We start from the raw sequence: 20,503 nt of genomic DNA, 5'->3' as shown, positions 1-20,503 counted from the left end.
GCGCGGGGAGAGGGAACGACCTCGCGAATGGCGCCCATCTCCTCTCCATTGGGATATGGTGCGCAGCTGCGGCAGACTCCGCCATAGTCCCCTCTCCCCGCCTGCGGGGAGAGGGTTAGGGTGAGGGGCAATTCGCAGGGATATGAGCGAAAAACAGGCGCAGGACACCATGACCGCATCACCCTTCGATCACCCGTTCCTTTCCGGTCTTCTCGGCGATGAAGAGGTTGCCGCCTGGTTTTCGGCCCAAGCCGATATCCGCGCCATGCTGTCCTTCGAAGCTTCACTTGCAAGGGCTGAAGCGAACCACGGCGTGATTCCCCAGGATGCGGCGGATCGCATCGCGGAAGTCTGCGCCGGTTTCGAGCCGGACACCGCAGCATTGAAATCTGCGACGGCCACCGACGGCGTCGTCGTGCCGGACCTCGTCAAACAACTGCGCAAGGCTATCGGCGGCGACGCCGCGCAACATGTGCATTTCGGCGTCACGAGCCAGGACGTGATCGACACCAGCCTCATGCTGCGGCTGAAAAGCGTCACCTTCCTTTTTGCCGGCCGGGTCTCGGGCTTGATGACGGCGTTCGAAACGCTTGATCGGCAGTTCGGGGGCAATTCTCTCATGGGACATACCCGAATGCAGGCGGCAATTCCAATTACCGTCTCGGATAGAATCACCGCATGGCACGCGCCGCTCTCCTCCTATCGTGATCAGCTCACCCAGGCCGTCTTCCCGGTACAGTTCGGTGGTGCCGCCGGCACTCTCGATAAGCTGAAAGGCACGGCAAACGCCGTGCGCGCTTCACTCGCCAATGAACTCGGGCTGACCGACCAGCCGCAGTGGCAAAGCCAGCGCGCAAGGATTGCCGAGATCGCGGGGCTGTTCTCGATGATAGCAGGAAGCCTCGGAAAATTCGGACAGGATGTGGCGCTGCTTGCCCAAGCCGGCTCGGAAATCGCGCTTGCCGGCGGTGGCGGATCCTCCGCCATGCCGCACAAGCAGAATCCGGTGGCCGCCGAAGTGCTTGTCTCACTTGCCCGCTTCAACGCCGTGCAATTGTCCGGCATTCATCAATCGCTCGTGCACGAACAGGAGCGATCGGGTGCGGCTTGGACGCTGGAATGGATGATCCTGCCGCAGATGGCGACCGCTTGCGGCGCATCGCTGAAGCTTGCCCAGACGCTGGTCGGCAGCATCCAACGGCTCGGGAAATAGCCTGCAAATTCGTTGACCGGATTTCAGCCTCCGCCGCTGACGAGTATTGGCACCCATGCAGCTTTGATTATTTATTTCGGACAAGGATCAGGCGACGGCGAAAGCCTGCTCTCCAAGTAATGCAAGACGGCTATCAGGAATTGCGATAAGACATATGAGGACTGCTTTCACAGGGGTATTCATAAGGAGACAATCATGAATTCCCCTCTTTATTTCATTTTTACATCACCGTTTCACGTGTCAGATTAGTTATGGAACGCCGGTCGGCTGGAGCTTTGGATCGGGCGGCATCTAAGGGAGAGAAATATGAAAAAAATGATCATTGCCGCCATGGCGGCGCTTGTCATGGGCAGCGCGGCCTATGCCGACACCATCAAGGTCGGCGTCATCGGCCCATTCTCGGGTCCGTTCGCGCTGCAGGGCAAGAATTTCAAGGCCGGGATCGATGCCTATATGGCGCTGAACGGCAACAAGGTCGGTAACGACACGGTCGAAATCGTCTACCGGGACGTGCCGCAGGCCGACCCGGCGCAGTCGAAGTCGCTGGCGCAGGAGCTGGTCGTCAAGGAAGGCGTGCAGTATCTCGCCGGCTTCTATTTCACGCCGGACGCCATGGCCGTCACACCGATCCTGAAGCAGGGCAATGTTCCCATGGTGGTTATGAATGCCGCCACCTCGGCCATCGTCACGAAGAGTCCCCTGGTCGTGCGCACTTCCTTCACCACATGGCAGACGTCCACTCCGATCGCCAAGGTCGCGCATGACGCCGGGGTGAAGAAAGTCATTTCCGTCGTCAGCGATTACGGCCCGGGCATCGACGCCGAAAAAGCCTTCAAGACCGGCTTCGAGAAGGAAGGCGGCCAGGTCGTCGAGGCGATCCGCATGCCGCTCGCCACCAATGATTTCAGCCCGATCATGCAACGCATCAAGGATTCCGGCGCCGAAGGCGTCTTCGCCTTCCTGCCGTCGGGTCCGACGACGCTCGGCTTCGTCAAGGCCTACAACGAAAACGGCCTGAAGACGGCCGGCATCAAGTTCTTCGCACCGGGCGACCTGACGCAGGAGTCGGACTTACCGGCCCTCGGTGACGCGGCTCTCGGCATCCAGACAAGCTTCCACTATGCCGTTTCCCACGACTCTCCGGAAAACAAGGCATTTGTCGAAGCTGCCTCCAAAGCGATCGGCAATCCCGCGGAACTCTCCTTCCCGGCAGTCGGAGCCTATGACGGCATGTATGTCATCTACAAGATGATCGAGGCGACCGGCGGCAAGCAGGATGCTCAGAAGGCCGTCGACGCGGTCAAGGGTCTTTCCTGGACGAGCCCGCGTGGTCCGGTTTCGATCGATCCGGAAAGCCGTCACATCACGCAGAACATCTATCTGCGCGAGGTCGCCAAAGCCGATGACGGCACTTACTTCAACAAGGAAATCAAGACCTTCGAGAAGCAGGGCGATCCTGGCCTGGCAGCCAGCAACTGATTTCGCACGTGAACAGACCCTCTCTCCGCTGGCGGAGAGAGGGCTCGGGTGAGAGGCGATTTTCTCTACGCCCGGCACAAGGAAACTTGGATATCTCATGCAAACTGTCTTCAGCATAGCCGTCGATGCGCTCGCCTATGGCATGGTCCTTTTCGTGATCTCCATCGGCCTGTCGGTCACCATGGGGCTGATGCGCGTCGTCAATCTCGCCCATGGTGCCTTTGCGATGATCGGCGGCTATATCGCCTCCTATGCCGCGCGGGATATGGGTCTCGGTTACGCCGTGGCGGTGCTGATCGCCGTCGTTGGAACGGTCATAATCGCCGTTCCGATCGAGCGCTTCCTTTATCGCCGCATCTATGGCGCGCCGGAACTGACCCAGGTGCTGATGACCATCGGCATTACCTTCTGCGTCATCGGCATCGCCAATTTTGTCTTCGGTCCGACGCTGAAGACCATTCCACTGCCATCAGGGCTTCAGGGTGCCGCCGATATCGGTTTTCGCACCATCCCCGTTCATCGCCTTTTTGCGATCTTTTGCGGTCTCGCTGTTGCCGCCGTCCTCTGGTACGCGATCGAGAGGACGAGCTTCGGCGTGAAGCTGCGCGCCTCCGTCGACAATGCTGCCATGGCTGCGGCACTCGGCGTGCGAACCGAGATCGTCTACGCCGTCAGCTTCGCGATCGCCGTGGCCCTTGCCGCTTTCGGCGGTGTCGTCGGCGCCGAGCTCCTGCCGGTCGAGCCCTATTACGCACTGCGCTACATGGTGACGTTCCTGGTGGTGGTTTCGGTCGGCGGAGCAGGCTCCATTCCCGGCGCACTGCTTGCCTGTCTCCTGCTCGGCGGCATCGATACGACCGGCCGCTACCTGATGCCGGAATTCGGCGAATTCTTCTTCTATCTCGCCGTCATCGCGATCATCTGCGTCTTCCCCCGAGGACTGGCCGGGAGGACGAAGTAATGGCACTGACCATCAACCACGACACCATCGCCGCAACCGCGCGCCAGCGCCGTTCAATCGGCCGCGATCTTGTCGGCGTCACCGCGATCATCGTGATCGCCGTGCTCGGCTTCCTCCTCTTTCCTGATAATCTCGCATTACTGACGCGCATTATCGCGATCGCTCTGCTCGTGCTCTCGCTCGATCTCGTCACCGGCTATTGCGGCGTTGCGACGCTCGGCCAGGCGGCTTTGTTCGGCTCCGGCGCTTATGCCGCCGGCATCCTTTCCGCCCATTACGGCATTAACGATCCGCTGCTCATGATGGTGGCCGGCATCGTCGGCGGTGCGGTTGCGGGCCTAGTCTGCGGCGTTGTCATCCTGCGCGCCCATGGCCTGCCGCAGCTCGTGCTGTCAATCGCCCTCATCCATCTCTTCCACGAATTCGCCAACAAGGCCTCGTCCTGGACAGGCGGCAGTGACGGGCTTTCCGGGATCTCGCCCGATCCGCTGCTTGGATATTTCGAATTCGATCTCTACGGCCACACGGCCTATGTCTTTGCCGTTGTCCTTCTGCTCATCGTTTTCGTCCTGCTCCGCCTGCTCGTCCGTTCACCTTTCGGCATGCTCTGCCGCGGCATCAAGGAAGATCCACTGCGCATCCGCGCGATGGGCGCCTCGCCCAAGGCTACGCTTATCAAGATGTATGTGATTTCCGGTGCGATCGCCGGGATCGGAGGCGGGCTGAATGCGATAACCACCCAGGTGGTCGGTCTCGACAGTCTCTCCTTCACGCTGTCGGCCGAGTCGCTCGTCATGCTCGTTCTCGGCGGCACCGGCTCGCTCTTCGGCGCACTTTCCGGGACCGTCGTCTTCATGCTCTTCGAGGATTATGTCTCGGCGGCCAATCCCTTCCACTGGCTGACCATCGTCGGTGCGCTCCTGATCGCCGTCGTGCTCTTCGCGCCAAAGGGTCTCTATGGCACTGCCGCCGCCTTCTTCGCCCGTCACAAGGAGGCCAGCCGGTGAACCCCATCTTCGAAGTCACCAACCTCTGCAAGGCCTTCGGCGGCCTTGCCGTCACCAACGATGTCAGCATTGCCATGGCACCAGGTGATCGTGTCGCGCTCATCGGCCCGAACGGCGCCGGAAAGACGACCTTCGTCAATCTCGTTACCGGCAACCTGCGTCCCGATTCCGGCGATGTCCGGCTTGGGGGTGAGATGGTTACCAGGATCGATGCCATCGGTCGCGTCAGGCGCGGTCTCGTCCGCTCTTTCCAGGTGACCCGGCTCTTCCAGGACATGACACCGGCCGAGCATGTGGCCTTGGCCATCTTGCAGCGCGACGGCCGGTCTGGGCGCATGCTTGGCAATTTCCTCGCCATGCCGGATGTGATGGCAGAGGTCACCGATACGCTGCGAAAGCTTGGCCTCGACGCGCTGATGCATCGCAAGGTCAACGAGATCGCCTATGGTCAGCAGCGCCTGCTGGAGATCGCAGTGGCGCTGGCACTGAAGCCAAAGGTTCTGTTGCTCGATGAGCCCGCCGCAGGCGTACCGCAGAGCGATACCGGTCGTATCGAGCAGGCCCTGGCCGATCTCCCCGCCGATCTCGCTGTCCTGATGATCGAGCATGACATGGATCTCGTCTTCCGCTTCGCCAAGCGTGTCGTCGTGCTTGCCGCCGGCACGATCATCTTCGACGGCTCGCCCATCGACGTCACCAAGGATGCCCGCGTGCGCGAGGCCTATCTCGGGAGCTATGCCAATGCCGGCCACGCGGCTTGAAGTCGACAATCTTTCGGCCGGTTACGGCCCGACGCGTGTTCTGGAAGGCGTCACCTTTTCTGTTCCCGCCGGCGCGCGGCTTGCCGTCCTCGGCCGCAACGGAATGGGAAAGACGACGCTGCTCGCAACACTTGCCGGCCAGACGCGGCGCTACGACGGCCGTATCCGTCTCGGCTCGTCCGACGTCACCGGCCTGCCAAGCGCATCGCGTGCCCATCGCGGTCTCGGCTATGTGCCGCAGGCGCGCTGCATCTTCCCGACCTTGACCGTCGAGGAAAATCTTTTCGTCGGCCTCAAGGGTCGTCCCAAGAGTGCGCTGCAGGAGGCATACGAGATGTTCCCCCGTCTTCAGGAGCGGCGGAAGAACCTCGGCAATCAGCTTTCCGGCGGCGAACAGCAAATGCTCTCGACAGCGCGCACGATCCTCGGGCGACCTTCCGTGCTGTTGCTCGACGAGCCGCTCGAAGGCCTTGCGCCCGTGATCTGCGAGGAACTGATGGCCGCCTTTGCCGAACTTGCCAAGACCGGCGACATGACCATCCTGCTGGTGGAGCAACGCATCCAAAGCGCGCTGGATTTCGCCGACCAGGTGATCATCCTCGAACGAGGTCGGCTTGCCTGGAGCGGAACGCCCGAGGCCTTGTCAAATGATCACGACGCAGTGGAGCGGCTGCTCGGCGTCGGTGGCCTGCATTAAGTAGCGTCGGCAACTGAATTGCGCATCTCCGCTAGCCGCTCTTCCCGAGAAATTTACCGATCGGGTCTCGTTCTGTTGCACGAGAACGCTACTTCTCCCGTTTCGTCACTCGCAGTAAGGAGAGCAAGGTATGAACGATCGCGGATCTGTACGGACATCCGACGGCATCGCGGCGATCATCGGCCGGCCAATCGATCGGCGCACGGTTCTTCATTGGTACGATTTCATCTGTCCTTTCTGCTACGTCGGGCAAAGCCGCGACGCGATCTTCGAGGATCGTGGATTTGCCGTCGTCGATCTCGCGTTTGAAATACATCCGGAGATCCCGCCTGACGGTAAATTCGTCGGCCCACGGAGCGGCGAAATGTATGACAGGCTTCAGAAAGAAGCCGATGAAGCGAGCCTGCCGCTGAACTGGCCGGAACGGCTTCCCAACAGCCGCATGGCGCTGGCTGCAGCGGAATGGGTCAGGCGGAATGAGCCGGACGCGTTCCGCGAATTCTCCAAATCGCTCTTTGCCGCGCATTTCGCCGAAGGAGACGATATCGGCAGCCCGGACGTCATCAGCGAGCGTGCGCGTCGAGCCGGCGTAAGCGTCGATGACATGGGCCGCGCATTGGCCGGCCGATCAGCTCACTTGCTGGTGGACGAGACCGAGATGCTCGGTCGGCAAGTGGGCGTTCGTGGCACTCCGGCATGGCTGGTCGGCGGAAAGATCATGCCCGGTCTACTGCCGCGGAGCACCTTTATTGAGATCGCCGAGGGGGGCTCTGCCTGACCGAGACGCCTAGGTTCGACCTGACAGCCAACCAACGGCCACCATCGGCCTGTACACATGTTTACTCAATCGCCGGAGCATGCAGCCATGGTGGGCATCGACGCAACTTCATCTCCAAACACCCAGGATCCTTCCGGCGCGTCGAAACAGCCGAAGCATCCGCTCGACAGGCTTGTCCCGGAAATGCGGGAGGTCCTTGACGAATTGAAACGACTGGGGGCCAGACCGCTTTCTGAGCTTTCCGTGGAGGAGGCGCGCGCACAGCTAGGTCCAGCGGATGCAGCAAATTCCCTGGAGCTTCTACGCGGCCTGGATCGGACTGCCGAAGCCAAAATTCAAACGAAAGACTTGGCCATCTCGTCACCGAACGGGCCTGTTCGGGTGCGCATCTATACTCCGGATGGACGCGAAGGCCCCTATCCGGCCATCATCTACTTTCATAGCGGCGGCTTCGTCATCGGCAATATTGACGCCTATGATCAGACCGCGAGAAGACTGGCTCTCCATGCTGGCGCCATCGTTCTTGCCGTGGACTACTACAAAGCGCCCGAGCATCCCTTTCCCGCCGCCCATGAGGATGCATGGGCTGCCTACCTCTGGGCCCGAGATCAACTCGAAACGCTGGGCGGTGATAAAGAACGCATCGCAGTGCTTGGAGAGAGCGCAGGCGGCAATCTCGCCGCGAATGTGGCGATCCGAGCAATTGCGGAAAACGTTGAGGCGCCCTTGATCCAGCTGCTGCTCTATCCGCTCGCCGGCAACGATATGAACAGCGCATCCTATCGGGAAAATGCCGACAGCATACCTTTGGGCAAGGCCGGCATGATGTGGTTTTTCAAGCACGCGTTTTCGGATCCGCTAGCGCAAAATGATCCTCGCATAAACCTTGCCGGACGCGGCGACCTGGACGGTTTGCCGGCGACGACCATCATCACAGGGGACCTGGATCCCTTGCGCAGCGAAGGTCAAATCTTCGCGGATCGTCTCCGGGCCGCCGGAGTAGCTGTGAACGCACAGAACATGGAGGGTCTCGGCCACGAGTTCTTTGGCATGAGCAAACTTGTACCTGGGGCAAAATACGCGATGGAACTGGTTGTCGACCATCTGAAACAGGCCTTCAAGCTATAGCGCGGCGGTTGCTCGCGTTTTGCATTGCTCAATCCGAGCAGCCGCCGCCATAAACAAGGGACAGTTTCGCGCTAGGTTTATTTGCAAAGACCTATCTTTTTAAGCGCGTCCGTGATGCCTGAGAGCGAGTAGGTGTAACTGGTCGCAGTTCCTCTCTTGGATACCGCTGCCAAGGTCATGTCATGGCCGCTGCGCATTGCTGCCACCATTCCCGGCTCATCCGTTGCGTCTTCCACCCAGGCTTTGTCATCATTACTGAACATCGAGAACGTCCGGTCCCCGATCGTGACTTTGACCTTGGAGCCGGACCTTAAGACATATCCCATCAGGGCTTCCGGCTCTTCGCCCTTGGCGGTGCGCGAAACCATGAAGTAATTTTTGCCATGGTCAACATTCGCCGGCAGTTGCGATGTCGGTACCGACAAAACGTAGCAGACCGGCCCGCTTTCAGATTGATAGGAATAGGCGCCCCAAGCCCCATATTGCTGGATGAGCATGGGTGCCGCCTGAGCCGACATCGAGCCCAGCAACACAAGCGAAAAAGCACAAGCGATAGCTCTGATGAACATCATATCCCTGCCTGTTGGAGTTTCGATTGGAGAAATGCCGGAGGAAGTATCCGGCGACGTCTTCTTAAGTCGGCGGAATTCGTTATCAAATACTTACCGTCGACGTTAAAATTCGTTCATCTCATTCGCGGCTCGGCCACCATAGAAAGGCGCGCTTCGGGCGCAGGAATCCCGCCAAAGGTTCTAAGGTCATCGAATATAATCAAGCTGCCGACGTTGGCATCAAGATCGTCAGCAACATTCCCTTTTTGTCGTCATGAATTGGAAATATGGTTCGCGAGCGTAGCGGAGGATGATGGACGCCTTGGTGGACCCAGCCCTGCGTCTCACGTTGCGCGCTCGCGAACCACCTCCCTGAGTGGGCGAGATGAGAATATATCACGCCATGACATAAGAAAAGGACAATCTAAATGACTCTTCACAAATCCGCTGAGCAAGAAACGGGCGGAACGCTTGCTCAGGGGATCTATGTGAGCCTTGCGGGGGTCAGGCTCGCGATGCGCCGTTTTTTGGCTTTCAGCGAAGCGGCGCTCACGCAAGCGGAGGTGACGTCCCAGCAATATCAGGCATTGCTGGTCATTAAGGCGAGCGCAGCGGGCAAAATCATGATCCGGGAACTGGCCGAACAGATGCTTCTGCAGCATAACGGCGCCGTGCAACTTGTCGATCGCCTCGCGGCGGCAGGCTTGGTGCAACGCATTCCTTCCCCGGAAGACAAGCGCAGCGTTCTGATCGGCCTGACGCCGGCTGGGGAAAAATTGGTCGAGTCTCTGGCAAGAACCCACTTGCAGGGCATGCTCGAAAACGAACCGCTGCTCGCTGAATCCCTGGCGCAGCTTCGACATCTTGCCAAGTTGGGTTAGCACTCGCGCGCACCAGATAAGCGGTTCTGCAGTGTCTCCCATTGTGCGCATTCGAGCTCAAGTGCTTCCGCCATTCTTTGGCCGGATGCGGTAAGATATCCCGCCAGCGCAAAGGCTCGCCTGGAATGAGTCTGGGCGAGCCTATTCGTCAGTTTCGACAGGATCAGTTTGGCTCGTCGCCAGAGGAGGACATCTTCCCCGCAATGGTCGTAGTATCTCCTTGAAGCGCCAGGAAGACCTCCCTGATCATCAATCTCGCCGCACCAAGGACTGCCGCCGACAACGGCTCGCCTCCGCGCGCCGCCCTGCCGATTTTCAGCAGGCCATTCAGCTCGCCGATGTTTTCGACAAACCCATCCAACAGATCTTCAATGTCCACTGCAAGTCGGGCACCGCTCTCCGATACGAGTTCACCCTTTCCATCCAACAGCCCCCTTTCCTGCAACAATGCCTCCAGGCGCGACAACCATTCGACCACTTCGGCACGATCATTCATTCCTTTATTCTCCCCAAACTGCCCCTTCTTAGAACCCCACTTCAAGCGTTCCCCCGGCGGAATCCCCGCTTTCCGTCTCGGACCGCACGGAGAAAGAGAAGTGCGTTTGATCGCGGCTGGACTGACCGGTTTCCGTCTCAGGTCGATCGCCTTCGAGAGGCCTGTTCAATCGCTGCCGGGTCACCATAACAATGGCTATCCCGAACTCCTCTGCAAGATATTGTCGGATGCGCGGCTTGGTAGCTCCTAACGCAAATTGCCCTCAGTAAGCGCAATCCCGGTGTAACGTAAGAGCTTGGATCTTACAATCATGTCGCGCATATCAATCCGCGGAAGGCGATCATCTCCACGGTCATCACCCTCTCCTTCACCGGACATTCCTCATTTGCCTCAAGGTAGAATATTGCTCCCTCGATGGCGATTTCGGATGTTCATTCCGCAAGCAACGATATTCCATCCTCATGCAAACACATTTTTCCCATTCCTGAACACCGTTCATCTGGCGTTCAGGATTGACATCATGGCAAAGAATCTTAGAAATGTCATTAGATGACATAAATGAGAGTTGTGATGGCTCGGTTTGCATTTCTCGCGGCAACATTCGCTGCCTATGTGGTCGCTTTGTTCGCCTTAGCCTCAATTCCTCAAACGCCACCGTTGGAGATGTCTGAGATTCCGGCTTTCGAGGCGGTCCAGTAAGGCGGCGGATTTGCAATGCGCAGTGCCGGACAGTCTGAGGACCGGGCGCTTAGGCAAAGCCGGTCAGTTGCGTTGATCCAGCGGCGTAGAGAGACGCCGCTTGGTCAATCGTCAACGCGGCTGCAGCGGTTCGGCTATCTCGAAGGCTGAACTCTCCGCCAGATGCACGACGAACTTCTCGATGATACGCAGGGCTTCGCCCATATGTGCGGAGTTTGGGCGCCCGCTTGGCTGCAGCAGGAAGAGCGTCCTGACCAACGGCGGGTTGGCGATTTTGCGGGCGATCAGGGTGCCTGCCTCGACCTCGCGCTTAACCGTTCCGAAAGGCAGGACGGCGCAGGCATTTCCTTGCGCTATGAGGCCCTTGATCGCCTCGGTTGATTCGATCTGGTAAGCGACATTCAACGGCAGGTTAAAGAAGCCCATCGCCTGCTTGAGCAGCTGCAGGATCTGCCCCTTGTCGGTCGGAATGACGAATGTCGCCTTGGCAAGCTCGACCAGATTGATAGGCCCTTCCTGGTTGAATTCGGAGGTGGGGCCGGTGATGAAGAAAACCGACTCCCTAAGAACCGGCGTCAGCTTCATTCCCTTGTGCGGCAACGCGTTGAAGGCGAGCGCGAAATCGAGTTCGCCGCGTGCGGCCCGTTCGGCCAGCACATGGCTCATGTCCTCGACGATCTGCACCTTGACCGGCCAGTTCTGGCGACCGAGCTCCTGTGCGAGTGGGCCGGCAAGCAGGGCCGAGAGGCTGGATGTCAGGCCGATCGAAAGATGCCTGTCCTCGGCTGGGCCGAAGCGCTTGATCGTCTGTCGGATCGTCGAGAGGCGGTCGAGTATCTCCTTGGCCTCCTCGAGGAAATATTGTCCGGCAGGCGTCGTTGTCGTGCCGCGCGGTCCGCGCTCGAGCAACTGCACGCCGAGCTCCTGCTCCAGCGCACTGATCTGGGCACCGAGTGCGGGTTGGACGATGTTTAGAGCGGCCGCGGCCTGGGTGATGCTGCCGGTTTCACATACGCTGACAAATGATTCGAGCTGGCGGATACGCACCGGCCACATCCTCCCCGGCCATAGAGCGCGGCGCCTCCGACAGGACGCTCAGGACGCTCCATCACTTTGAACCTGCGCATGAGCCTTTTCGAGAATCGATTCCGATTTTCGGGCTAGCGCGAGATGACACTGCATGGGTGATCGAGTCCGTCAACCGCAGCGGCCTGTCCTGTTTTCCGATTTTTGGAAGGGCAAGCCCGCGGGGGGCTCACATCACGCCACCGCAGCGGGCACTGTGGCATGAAAGTGGCGGCGCGCAACTTAAATATTTTCGAGTGGCCCGGCCAAGTCCTATCGGCATTTGTGCTGCTGCCCAGGTCCCGGATGAACGCTGAACAACAACCAAATGAATTCTCGCAGGTTTTTCAGAACGGCGAGACTTCCCTGACCCCGCGTCAATGTGCCTGCGCCGCTCGTGCTGCCCAATAGTCCCATGCGCGGGCCAGGACCGGAGCTTCCAGGTTCTTTGCACCCGACAGCGCGACCTCGCGTTCGCTGAGCGGCTTGGGGTTGGCGTGCAAGCGGGTACGCATCAGCACGTCGCCATTGCGGCAGAGCTGAATGCTACGCATCACCAGTTCGCGGACCGATCGCCCGACGACGACGGCGCCATGGCCCCGCAGCAGGACCGCATTTTGGTTGCCGAGCGTTCGCGCCATAGAGGCGGCCTGTTCCGGCGTCGAGATCAGCATGTCGGTATCGCCGAATTCGTCCTGGCTGTCCCAGACTGGTACACTGATCCCGAGCGTGGCGGCGAGATGGGTCACCGGTATCCAGGGTATATCAGCCACGCAGAACGGCATGATGGCCGGGGAATGGAAATGACAGACCGCCATGACATCCGGGCGAAGCTTGAGGATGCCGCCGTGGATCACGCGTTCGATGTAGCCGCGACGCTCATCATATCCGAGAAGATTGGAGTCGAGGTCATAGCGCTGGATGTCTGCCGCGGTGACCAGCTCCGGGCTTCGGGAACGGGAGATCAAATATTCTCCCGCCGCCTCCGGAGAACGGATGCTGACGTGGCCGAAGGCGTCGAGCACGTCCTCGTTTGCGAGAATATGGTTGGCGGTGACGAGTTCGGCCAACACGGTTTGGAGATCGCTCATCGCTTCAGCATCCATCTTCGAGATCCTGTCAGACGACAACTTTGGTCATGATTCCGGCCGGGAAGATCTCATCCACCTTCATATGGCGGCTGGCGATCCCCTGCTGGTATGTGTAGAGCATCATCTGCTCGAAAGTGGGGCGGTTCTTGTCAATGCCGAACGGGAAGGGATCGCCGCCGAAGAAGGTGCGCATACGCCTTGCGTAGGTCGGAAGCCACGCCAGAGGGTAGCGTGAAACGGCGGGATCGAGCAGGCGTTCGAGACTCCTCCGCTTCGATTCGTCGAAGGCATTGTAGAGATTGCGGGCGATCCACGGATTGTCCTCGAGCAGGCGCTTCTTCATCGCGATAATGTGCATGATCGGCCAGATGCCCGTCTTCTGGTAATATTCTTCTTCCATCTCGAGGAAATCCGGGAACAGTCGTTCGACGCGCGAATCCTCTTCCAGGAAACAGGTCGGCGGACGGGCGATGATGACGCAATCGAGTTCCCCGGAAGCGAGCATTTCGGAAAGCGATTTATCCGAAACACGCGTGAGCGTCACCCCCTCGGGCAGCGCAAGCTCGACCTTCTCGATCCGGCCCGGAGCATTGGCGCCCGCTTGATACCAGTGCACGTCCTGCAGTTTGACGCCCGCATCATTGTGCATCCATCCGCGCATGTAAACGGCCGCCGAATGCGCCCATTCCGGCACGCCGATGCGCTTGCCTTTCAAATCCTGGGCCGTTTTGATGCCGCTTGCCTTGTTGACGTAGAACGAGCTGAAGCGAAACAGACGCGAGCAGATGACCGGCAAGCCGATGATGTCGCTATCCGGGCGGCTGACCTGAGCCATGAATTTGGCGAAGGAAAGCTCGGCGATATCCCATTCGCGATTGAAGGTGAAGCGCGCGAAAACCTCGTGATGCGACAGCATCGACCAGGTCAGGTCGATGCCTTCAGCGGTTACAGCGCCAGTGCGGAAATCGCGAAAATGATCATAGTCGGTCGTGGCGATGGAAAGCTTCAGACGGCTCATCATGATGTCCTGAAATTGAATTATATAGAAGGGCAGGTCAGCGCGTGATCACGTTGACCTTGGCCGGTTTGATGTTCACGAAGATGCGGCCGCCGATCGGCGTCCTGAGGCTCGGATGCGCCCGCGCCAGAAGCTTTGCGCCTCCGACGTTGACCATGTAGTCGACGCATTCACCCAGGAAGACCTTGGTATCCACCGTCCCCTCCAGGAGATTGCCGGTCACTCCATCCTTGCTCCCCTCTTCGAGGAGATGGACATTTTCCGGTCGCACCGCGACGGTGAGCTTGTCCTTGATATCGAGGGCCTCTTCCGCGGCAACCTCGATCTGGCCCGCCGGCGTTTCGACCGCCCAGTTCCCGGCCTCCTTCCCGCGTCCGAGCACCCTGGCTTCGAGGAAGTTGCTGGAACCTATGAAATCGGCGACGAAGCGCGCGCTCGGTGTTTCATAGATCTCGCGCGGCGAACCGAGCTGAACGATTTGTCCAGCATTCATCACGGCGATCTGGTGGGAGAGGGCCAGCGCCTCCTGCTGGTCATGCGTGACGTAGAGCGTCGTCAGGTTGAGCTCGCGTTGCAGGCGCTTGAGCTCGAAGCGCATCATGTCGCGCAGCTTGGCGTCGAGATTGGAGAGCGGCTCGTCGAGAAGCAGCAGCCGGGGTTCCATGATCAGCGCGCGCGCCAGCGCCAGGCGCTGCTGCTGCCCGCCGGAAAGCCGGGTCGCCTCGCGTCCGGCATAGGCTTCGAGCGCCACGGCCTTCAGGACGCGCTCCACCTTCTGCTCGATCTGCTGCTTGGAGAAGCGCGTCTTGGCGACACGCAACGGAAAGGCGGCATTCTCGAAGACGCTCATATGCGGCCAGATGGCGTAGCTCTGGAAGACCATGCCGAAATTCCTGTGGTTGGGCGCGATGAATATGCCCTTGCCCGCGGAATAGACGGTCACGTTCTCGACGCTGATCGAACCCTTGACTGGACGCTCGAGACCCGCGATCGAACGCAGCGTCGTCGTCTTGCCGCAGCCGCTTGGCCCGAGAAGCGTGAAAAGCTTGCCCTGCGGCACCTCGAAGGACACGTCCTGTGCCGCCCTGACGACCTTGCCTTTGCCATCGGCATATTCGGTGCTCAGACCGTGAACACTCAGCATGGTATTCTCCTCACATCCCCGTGCACGATGGCAAAACGGGATACCTTGCAGAACCTGATTTCGGGCCTCCCCATCACAATGGGGAGGCTCCTCCTCGACTTGTATTCCTACTTCACCGTGGCTTCGAACGTATCGCGCCACTTAGAGAGGTCGTCGAGCATCTTTGAAGAGTTGACGACCTGGATCTTCAGCCCTTCCGGCAGCGGAACGACGGCCGTGTTGGTCGGCGTGAAGCCGCGGTCGGCCAGGATCTTCTGTCCCTCGGTCAGCGTGAATTCCTGAAACAGAATCGCGGCAGCCGGATGCTCCGCCGTGCGTGCAACGCCAAGACCGTTGATACGGGCAACGGCAGGACCGAGCGCAAGCGCCTTGATCGGCGCACCGTCCTTGTTCATCTGGTCGACCTTGTAGAGATAGGTCGTCAGCGCCAGCGGCACTTCACCGGAGACGGTCAGGTTGGTGAGCAGCGTATGGCCCTTGCGCAGCGAGATGCCGTTCGTGGTGGCAAGCTTTTTGAAGAAGTCGAGACCTTCCTTCTCCGAGGGGAAGCTGTCGTCGACAGTCGCGAGCCAGTCATAGGCTTCCGCTTCCAGACCAACCTTTCCCTTCCAACGCGGATCGAGAAGGTCGTCCCAGGTCTTCGGTACCTCGGCGTCGCTGACAAGGCTGGTGTTGTAGGCAACCGTGATGATATTCAGACGGCTGCCGATCCACTCCTTGTGCTCGGGAACGGCCTGCGGGAAGATGTTCGCGGTCAGCGGCGAGGTGATCGGCTGAAAGATCTTCTCGCGATGCAGCGCTTCCAATTCCGGGCCGTTGGTTTCGATGACGTCGGCGTCATAGCGGCCGGCCTTGATTTCCGTGACGGCGCGGCGCAGCACGTCTTCCGAGCTGCCGCGCCAGGTGGTGACCGGGATACCATATTTCGCGCTGAATGCACGGGTAATGGCCGTGACGTCCTCGACCGGCGTCGCGGTATAGAGGGTCAGCGCACCTTCCTCCTTTGCAGCGGCGACGAGCTTCTCCGTGCGGTCCGCGCCCGTATAGCCCGCCAGTTCATCAATACTCGACTGCGCAAAAGCGGGGCCGCCGATGAGTGCGGCAATCAAGGCCAGCCCGCCGACCGAACGGCCGACAATCGAGCGAGTGTTCAACAATCCCAACATTTTTCCTCCCGTTGAATTTCGGATTGAACATTTCGGCTAATCATTTGAATGTATGTTCGAATTTGTCGCGCCATGCTGCCAGGTTATCGAGGGCGTCATCGGGATTGATGACCCTCACCTCCATGCCTTCCGGCAAGGGCACGATCTTGATGTTCGTGGGCGTGAACTGCCTGTCCGCCAGGATCTTCTGACCATCCGTGAGCGTGAAATCCTGATAGAGAATCGCGGCATTGGGATGCGGCGCCGTGCGCGCGACACCGAGACCGTTGATGCGGGCGATCGCCGGACCGATCGAAAGCCTCTTGATCGGAGCACCGTCGCGCTCCATCTGCGCGACCTTATAGAGATAGACGGTGAGCGCCAGCGGGACTTCGCTCGACGCTACGTCATTGGTCAGGAGCGGATGGCCGTTGTAGAGCCCGGGATGGTTTGCCGACATGAGCTTCTTGAAGAAGTCCATGCCCTCCTGCTCGGAAGGAAAGGTCTTGGCGGCCGTTGCAAGCCAGTCATAGGCGACTGCCTCGATGCCGAGTTTGCCGGCCCATTTCGGATCAAGCAGATCCTCCCACTTCTTCGGCAGATCGGCTTCGCTGACGGAATCCGGATTATAGGCCGCGGTTATAATGTTGAGACGGCTGCCGATCCATTCCCTGTGCTCGGGAACCGCGCCGGGAAAAATATCGGGGATCAGGGGCGACTGGATTGGCTCCAGCAGATGTTCGCGATGGAGGGCTTCCAACTCCGGACCATTGGTCTCGATCACATCGACATCATGCCGGCCGGCTTTCAGTTCCGTCACCGCGCGGCGCAGGACGTCTTCGGAGCTTCCGCGCCAGATCTGCACCGGGATTCCGTATTTGGCCTCGAAGGCCTTGGTAATCACGGTGACGTCTTCGACCGGCGTAACGGTATAGAGCTGCAAAGCACCTTCCTGCTTTGCGGCCGCAATCAACTTCTCCATGCGATCTGGGCCGGTGTAGCTCGCGATCGCGTCGATCGTAGACTGCGCATGCGCGCCGCCTGCAAGAGCCGCGGAAACGACGCCCACGAATAGGCTCCGTCGCGAGAAGCGCCATGATCTGCTTATGAATTCCAGCATGCCTTTCCTCCCATTCCTTTCTTCCAATGGAACTCGCCGACAGCTGCCCGCGAGCCCCCTCCTCCCCTCACGCCTCCTTGACGCCGAAGCGCTTGCCAACCACCTGCGCCAGCATGACGATCACAAACAGCACCAGGATCATCATCACGCCGAAGGCCGACAGCTCGACATATTGCCCGTTCTGCCACATCTCCCAGATGACTACGGAAACCACTTCCGAGCCGGGGCTGTAGAGCAGGACCGAGCTCGACAGCTCCCGCACCGAAACGACCAGGATGTAGATCCAGCCGGCCAGCAGGCCCGGCTTCAGCAGCGGCAGCACGATGCGCACGAAGCTCTGGCCCCAGGAGGCGCCGCTCATGGCGGCCGATTCCTCGAGATCCTTGTGAATCTGCAGCATGGAGGTGGTGTTGTAGCGGATGCCATAGGGCATGAAGCGCGTGACATAGGCGATGAAGATGATCCAGGTCGTCCCATAGACGCCGATGTCGAGATACAGATAGAAGATCATGATCGAGAGGCCGAGCACGAGGCCGGGAAAGACCATCGGTAACGAGGCGAGATTGTCGATCAGCCAGCGCGCCGGCAGCTTGGTGCGAATGACGATCCAGGAGATCACCGCCGTCAGCAGCATGATCGCGGTCGCCGCGCTGAAGGCCAGAATGGCGCTGTTCCAGACGGCCTGGCCAACGGACGGATAGTTCAGCACCGTTGCATAGGCGTTCAGCGACACTCTGCTGAGGGCACTCCAGGTCGGCACGCTGTAATATTTGTTCAGCGACGACCACAAAAGCACCAGGAAGGGAAGCACGATCACCAGGAACATGTAGACGACGATCAGACAGGCGGCCGGAACGCGCCATTTTCCGAGGTCGAAGGGCCTTGGGCGGAAGCCTTTGCCTGTCACCGTCGAATATTTGCTGCCCTGATTGGCCAGCCGCGACTGGAAATAGATGCCGAAGGACGCGATCGCCAGCAGCACGATCGCGTAAGCCGAGGCCAATCCGACATTGCTCGGATATTCGCGGATTGCATCATAGATGGATGAGGTGAAGACATCGATGCCAACAGGCGTGCCGAGCAGCGCCGGCACCTCAAAGGATTCCACCGCGCGCACGAACAGGATGAAGAAGGCGGCGACGAGCGCCGGCCAGACCAGCTTCAGCGTGATGCGGAAAAGGATCTGCCCCACGGACGCGCCCGACATCAGGGCGGACTCCTCGAGCGAGGGATCCATTGCCCGGAATGCGGCCGACATCAGCAGGAAGGCGACAGGGGAATAATGCAGCCCTTCGACCCAGATCATGCCGGTCATCGAATAGATGTTGAAGATGGGGTGAGTAACGCCAAAGGCATTTTTCAGGATGAGGTTGAAGAGCCCGATCTGCGGGCTCGTCATCATGATCCACGACACCGTGAAAAGGATCGAGGGAATGACGAGTGGCACGATGGAGGCCGCATAGAACATCATCTTGAAAGGCGTGTTCGTTCGCTCGTTCAGCCATGCGAAAAGCGTGCCTATGAAGAGCGCGAGACACGCCGTGCCGGTCGCGAAGATCACCGAATTGCGAAACAGCGGAATGATGCTGCTGTCGGTGAAGGCCTTGACATAGTTCTCGTAGGTGAACGCGGCCGGCACGTCGCCGGCCGCAGGTGTCATGAAGCTCTGCCACACCAGGAAGACGAGCGGAACGAGCGCCAGCCAGCCGACGATCAGAATGACCGCGGAGATGATGATCCATTTCAGGTTCACTTTCCCGGCTATTCCGGGCCGCGAAATCATTTTGGCGTAAGTACTGTCCTGCACTGTCATTCCGGCCTCCCAACCATGCATATATCGGCCGGGCCATCATGGTCCGGCCGATCAGGCAAACTCATCTTGCAGCGGCAAGATTGTCCTTATGGTAGCCCGCGATCTTCTGATAGTTCGCCGAGAGCTGTTCGAGGTCTTCGCGGCTGATGACGTCGTTGATGTCCTCGAAAGGCTTGTCATCCGTGCGCAGATAGACTTCACGCAGGATGGCGTCCGGTGGATTGGCCCGGTTGGTCAGGACGACCTTGGCGGTGGCCGGCCGGCGGATCTCCTCATAGGCATGCATCGCCTTCAGCACATTGCCTTCGCGTTCCAGCGCATCGGTGAGCGTCCGGCAATCAAGGATCGCCTGTGCGGAACCGTTTGCGCCGCGCGGATACATCGGATGGGCGGCATCGCCAAGCAGGGTGAGGTGACCAAACGTCCACTGGTCGAGCGGATCCTGGTCAACCATCGGATATTCGAGGATCTGATCAGCCGCCTTGAACATGGCGGGGCAATCGAGCCAGTCGAACTTCCAGTCCTTGACCACATCGAAGAAGTCTTCGAGGCGGCCCGGCTTGTTCCAGTCGCGCTGCGACTTGTACTTGTCGGTCTCGATGTCTACCACCCAGTTGATGAGCTGATTGCCTTCGGCATCGATATTGTCGCGGATCGGATAGATCAGCACCTTGGCCGTGTTCAGCCAACCGATGCGTACCATCGATGCGCCCGTCAGGAACGGCTTCCAGCGCGTGACACCCCGCCACATGTTGATGCCGGAATAGCGCGGCGGGCCTTCGTTCGGATAGAGCTGCTTGCGAATGCGGGAATGAATGCCTTCGCAGCTGACCGCCATTTCCACCGTTTGCGAGGGACGCGCCGAACCGTCGCGCGGATCGACAAAATGCAGCGTCACGCCATTGTCGGCATGGTCAAAGCCCGTGCACTGCCAGGCCGTCATCAGCCGGTCTTCGCCGATGCGCTCTTTGAAAGCCTTCAGCAGCACCATGTGCAGGTCGCCGCGGTGGATGGAGAATTGCGGCCATTCGTAACCGGCGTAGCGGCCGGTCGGCTCGCTGAAGATATGCTGGCCGTAACGGTTATAAAAACCGGATTCCTTGGTGGTGATCGCCACCTTGGCAAGATCCTCCTCAAGGCCCAGCCGGCACATTTCGCGGGATGCATGCGGCAGGAGGTTGATACCGACGCCTAGGCCCTTCAATTCGGGAGCCGCTTCGTAAACACGGGAGGGAATACCCTTTTCATGAAGCATGAGGGCGAGCGTCAGGCCCCCGATCCCCCCGCCAACAATCGTCACTTCCATTGTCAACTCCAATATCTCGTCACCACATGCCAAGTGGCAAAGTCCAAGCGCAAGCGTCTCCAACGGCAGTTGGAAAACACTCAATTCGAACAGTCAGATAAAACTGAAAAAGAAGAGTATCGACGCCGAAATCATATTCCGACGAGTGCG

Annotated in this window: 19 protein-coding genes; 9 read left to right on the top strand and 10 right to left on the bottom strand. The window is 59.5% G+C overall.

Annotated elements, in window-relative coordinates; translation table 11 throughout:
- The first annotated feature begins 169 nt into the window (after positions 1-169).
- From AAE029_RS03000 to AAE029_RS02965, 8 genes are all read left to right on the top strand, one after another.
- Entirely contained in the window at positions 170-1,213 is a 1,044-nt protein-coding gene (locus AAE029_RS03000; protein WP_371071299.1) for a 3-carboxy-cis,cis-muconate cycloisomerase, read from the top strand.
- A gap of 306 nt (positions 1,214-1,519) precedes the next feature.
- Positions 1,520-2,692, top strand: a complete 1,173-nt coding sequence (locus tag AAE029_RS02995; protein ID WP_371071298.1) for an ABC transporter substrate-binding protein — start codon at positions 1,520-1,522, stop codon at positions 2,690-2,692.
- A 97-nt stretch (positions 2,693-2,789) separates the two neighbouring features.
- Complete coding sequence (locus AAE029_RS02990) at positions 2,790-3,653, top strand: branched-chain amino acid ABC transporter permease (protein ID WP_371071297.1); 864 nt, start codon at positions 2,790-2,792, stop codon at positions 3,651-3,653.
- On the top strand, positions 3,653-4,660 hold the full coding sequence (locus tag AAE029_RS02985; RefSeq protein ID WP_371071296.1) for a branched-chain amino acid ABC transporter permease: 1,008 nt from the start codon (positions 3,653-3,655) through the stop codon (positions 4,658-4,660). The genes AAE029_RS02990 and AAE029_RS02985 overlap by 1 nt, the downstream gene beginning before the upstream one ends.
- Positions 4,657-5,421 carry an ABC transporter ATP-binding protein gene (locus AAE029_RS02980; protein ID WP_371071295.1) on the top strand — a complete coding sequence of 255 codons (765 nt, stop codon included), beginning with the start codon at positions 4,657-4,659 and terminating at the stop codon, positions 5,419-5,421. Before AAE029_RS02985 ends, AAE029_RS02980 begins: the two co-directional genes overlap by 4 nt.
- Entirely contained in the window at positions 5,402-6,118 is a 717-nt protein-coding gene (locus tag AAE029_RS02975) for an ABC transporter ATP-binding protein (protein WP_371071294.1), read from the top strand. The genes AAE029_RS02980 and AAE029_RS02975 overlap by 20 nt, the downstream gene beginning before the upstream one ends.
- Positions 6,119-6,248: 130 nt before the next feature.
- Complete coding sequence (locus AAE029_RS02970) at positions 6,249-6,896, top strand: DsbA family protein (RefSeq protein WP_371071293.1); 648 nt, start codon at positions 6,249-6,251, stop codon at positions 6,894-6,896.
- Positions 6,897-7,139: 243 nt separating this feature from the next.
- Positions 7,140-8,024 carry an alpha/beta hydrolase gene (locus tag AAE029_RS02965; RefSeq protein WP_371071292.1) on the top strand — a complete coding sequence of 295 codons (885 nt, stop codon included), beginning with the start codon at positions 7,140-7,142 and terminating at the stop codon, positions 8,022-8,024.
- A gap of 77 nt (positions 8,025-8,101) precedes the next feature.
- Here the strand turns inward: AAE029_RS02965 and AAE029_RS02960 are convergent, their stop codons facing one another.
- Positions 8,102-8,593, bottom strand: coding sequence for an invasion associated locus B family protein (locus AAE029_RS02960; protein WP_371071533.1), 492 nt, complete (start codon positions 8,591-8,593; stop codon positions 8,102-8,104).
- A 509-nt stretch (positions 8,594-9,102) separates the two neighbouring features.
- Here AAE029_RS02960 and AAE029_RS02955 point away from each other — a divergent pair.
- The gene (locus tag AAE029_RS02955; protein ID WP_371071291.1) at positions 9,103-9,456 is read left to right on the top strand and encodes a MarR family winged helix-turn-helix transcriptional regulator; all 354 of its coding nucleotides are present in this window, start codon (positions 9,103-9,105) and stop codon (positions 9,454-9,456) included.
- 163 nt (positions 9,457-9,619) lie between these two features.
- On the opposite strand, the gene AAE029_RS02950 is transcribed toward AAE029_RS02955, so the two are convergent.
- The 9 genes from AAE029_RS02950 to AAE029_RS02910 all read right to left on the bottom strand — a co-directional run bounded on the left by AAE029_RS02950 (position 9,620) and on the right by AAE029_RS02910 (position 20,353).
- On the bottom strand, positions 9,620-9,997 hold the full coding sequence (locus AAE029_RS02950) for a hypothetical protein (protein ID WP_371071290.1): 378 nt from the start codon (positions 9,995-9,997) through the stop codon (positions 9,620-9,622).
- A gap of 765 nt (positions 9,998-10,762) precedes the next feature.
- Positions 10,763-11,698 carry a LysR family transcriptional regulator gene (locus AAE029_RS02945; protein WP_371071289.1) on the bottom strand — a complete coding sequence of 312 codons (936 nt, stop codon included), beginning with the start codon at positions 11,696-11,698 and terminating at the stop codon, positions 10,763-10,765.
- Between the two features lie 395 nt (positions 11,699-12,093).
- Positions 12,094-12,807, bottom strand: a complete 714-nt coding sequence (locus AAE029_RS02940) for a class II aldolase/adducin family protein (RefSeq protein WP_371071288.1) — start codon at positions 12,805-12,807, stop codon at positions 12,094-12,096.
- Positions 12,808-12,835: 28 nt separating this feature from the next.
- The gene (locus tag AAE029_RS02935; RefSeq protein ID WP_371071287.1) at positions 12,836-13,828 is read right to left on the bottom strand and encodes an ABC transporter substrate-binding protein; all 993 of its coding nucleotides are present in this window, start codon (positions 13,826-13,828) and stop codon (positions 12,836-12,838) included.
- Between the two features lie 34 nt (positions 13,829-13,862).
- A complete protein-coding gene (locus AAE029_RS02930; RefSeq protein ID WP_371071286.1) occupies positions 13,863-14,969 on the bottom strand; it encodes an ABC transporter ATP-binding protein in 1,107 nt (368 codons plus the stop codon).
- A 107-nt stretch (positions 14,970-15,076) separates the two neighbouring features.
- Complete coding sequence (locus AAE029_RS02925) at positions 15,077-16,135, bottom strand: ABC transporter substrate-binding protein (protein WP_371071285.1); 1,059 nt, start codon at positions 16,133-16,135, stop codon at positions 15,077-15,079.
- 40 nt (positions 16,136-16,175) lie between these two features.
- A complete protein-coding gene (locus AAE029_RS02920; protein WP_371071284.1) occupies positions 16,176-17,234 on the bottom strand; it encodes an ABC transporter substrate-binding protein in 1,059 nt (352 codons plus the stop codon).
- Between the two features lie 67 nt (positions 17,235-17,301).
- Entirely contained in the window at positions 17,302-19,047 is a 1,746-nt protein-coding gene (locus AAE029_RS02915) for an ABC transporter permease (RefSeq protein WP_371071283.1), read from the bottom strand.
- A 61-nt stretch (positions 19,048-19,108) separates the two neighbouring features.
- Complete coding sequence (locus tag AAE029_RS02910) at positions 19,109-20,353, bottom strand: flavin-dependent oxidoreductase (RefSeq protein WP_371071282.1); 1,245 nt, start codon at positions 20,351-20,353, stop codon at positions 19,109-19,111.
- Between the last annotated feature and the right edge of the window lie 150 nt (positions 20,354-20,503).

Origin of the sequence: Sinorhizobium sp. CB7, from assembly GCF_041357635.1 — a bacterium.
Classification (GTDB): Bacteria; Pseudomonadota; Alphaproteobacteria; order Rhizobiales; family Rhizobiaceae; genus Rhizobium.
The sequence above is the reverse complement of the archived record's forward strand: the minus strand, read 5'-3'. Positions and strand labels throughout refer to the sequence as shown.

Coding starts and splice junctions, on each gene's coding strand:
- AAE029_RS02990 (WP_371071297.1), top strand. CDS start 2,790: ATGCAAACTGTCTTCAGCATAGCCGTCGATGCGCTCGCCTATGGCATG.
- AAE029_RS02910 (WP_371071282.1), bottom strand. CDS start 20,353: ATGGAAGTGACGATTGTTGGCGGGGGGATCGGGGGCCTGACGCTCGCC.
- AAE029_RS02995 (WP_371071298.1), top strand. CDS start 1,520: ATGAAAAAAATGATCATTGCCGCCATGGCGGCGCTTGTCATGGGCAGC.
- AAE029_RS02970 (WP_371071293.1), top strand. CDS start 6,249: ATGAACGATCGCGGATCTGTACGGACATCCGACGGCATCGCGGCGATC.
- AAE029_RS02925 (WP_371071285.1), bottom strand. CDS start 16,135: ATGTTGGGATTGTTGAACACTCGCTCGATTGTCGGCCGTTCGGTCGGC.
- AAE029_RS03000 (WP_371071299.1), top strand. CDS start 170: ATGACCGCATCACCCTTCGATCACCCGTTCCTTTCCGGTCTTCTCGGC.
- AAE029_RS02975 (WP_371071294.1), top strand. CDS start 5,402: ATGCCGGCCACGCGGCTTGAAGTCGACAATCTTTCGGCCGGTTACGGC.
- AAE029_RS02935 (WP_371071287.1), bottom strand. CDS start 13,828: ATGATGAGCCGTCTGAAGCTTTCCATCGCCACGACCGACTATGATCAT.
- AAE029_RS02940 (WP_371071288.1), bottom strand. CDS start 12,807: ATGAGCGATCTCCAAACCGTGTTGGCCGAACTCGTCACCGCCAACCAT.
- AAE029_RS02920 (WP_371071284.1), bottom strand. CDS start 17,234: ATGCTGGAATTCATAAGCAGATCATGGCGCTTCTCGCGACGGAGCCTA.
- AAE029_RS02915 (WP_371071283.1), bottom strand. CDS start 19,047: ATGACAGTGCAGGACAGTACTTACGCCAAAATGATTTCGCGGCCCGGA.
- AAE029_RS02930 (WP_371071286.1), bottom strand. CDS start 14,969: ATGCTGAGTGTTCACGGTCTGAGCACCGAATATGCCGATGGCAAAGGC.
- AAE029_RS02960 (WP_371071533.1), bottom strand. CDS start 8,593: ATGTTCATCAGAGCTATCGCTTGTGCTTTTTCGCTTGTGTTGCTGGGC.
- AAE029_RS02985 (WP_371071296.1), top strand. CDS start 3,653: ATGGCACTGACCATCAACCACGACACCATCGCCGCAACCGCGCGCCAG.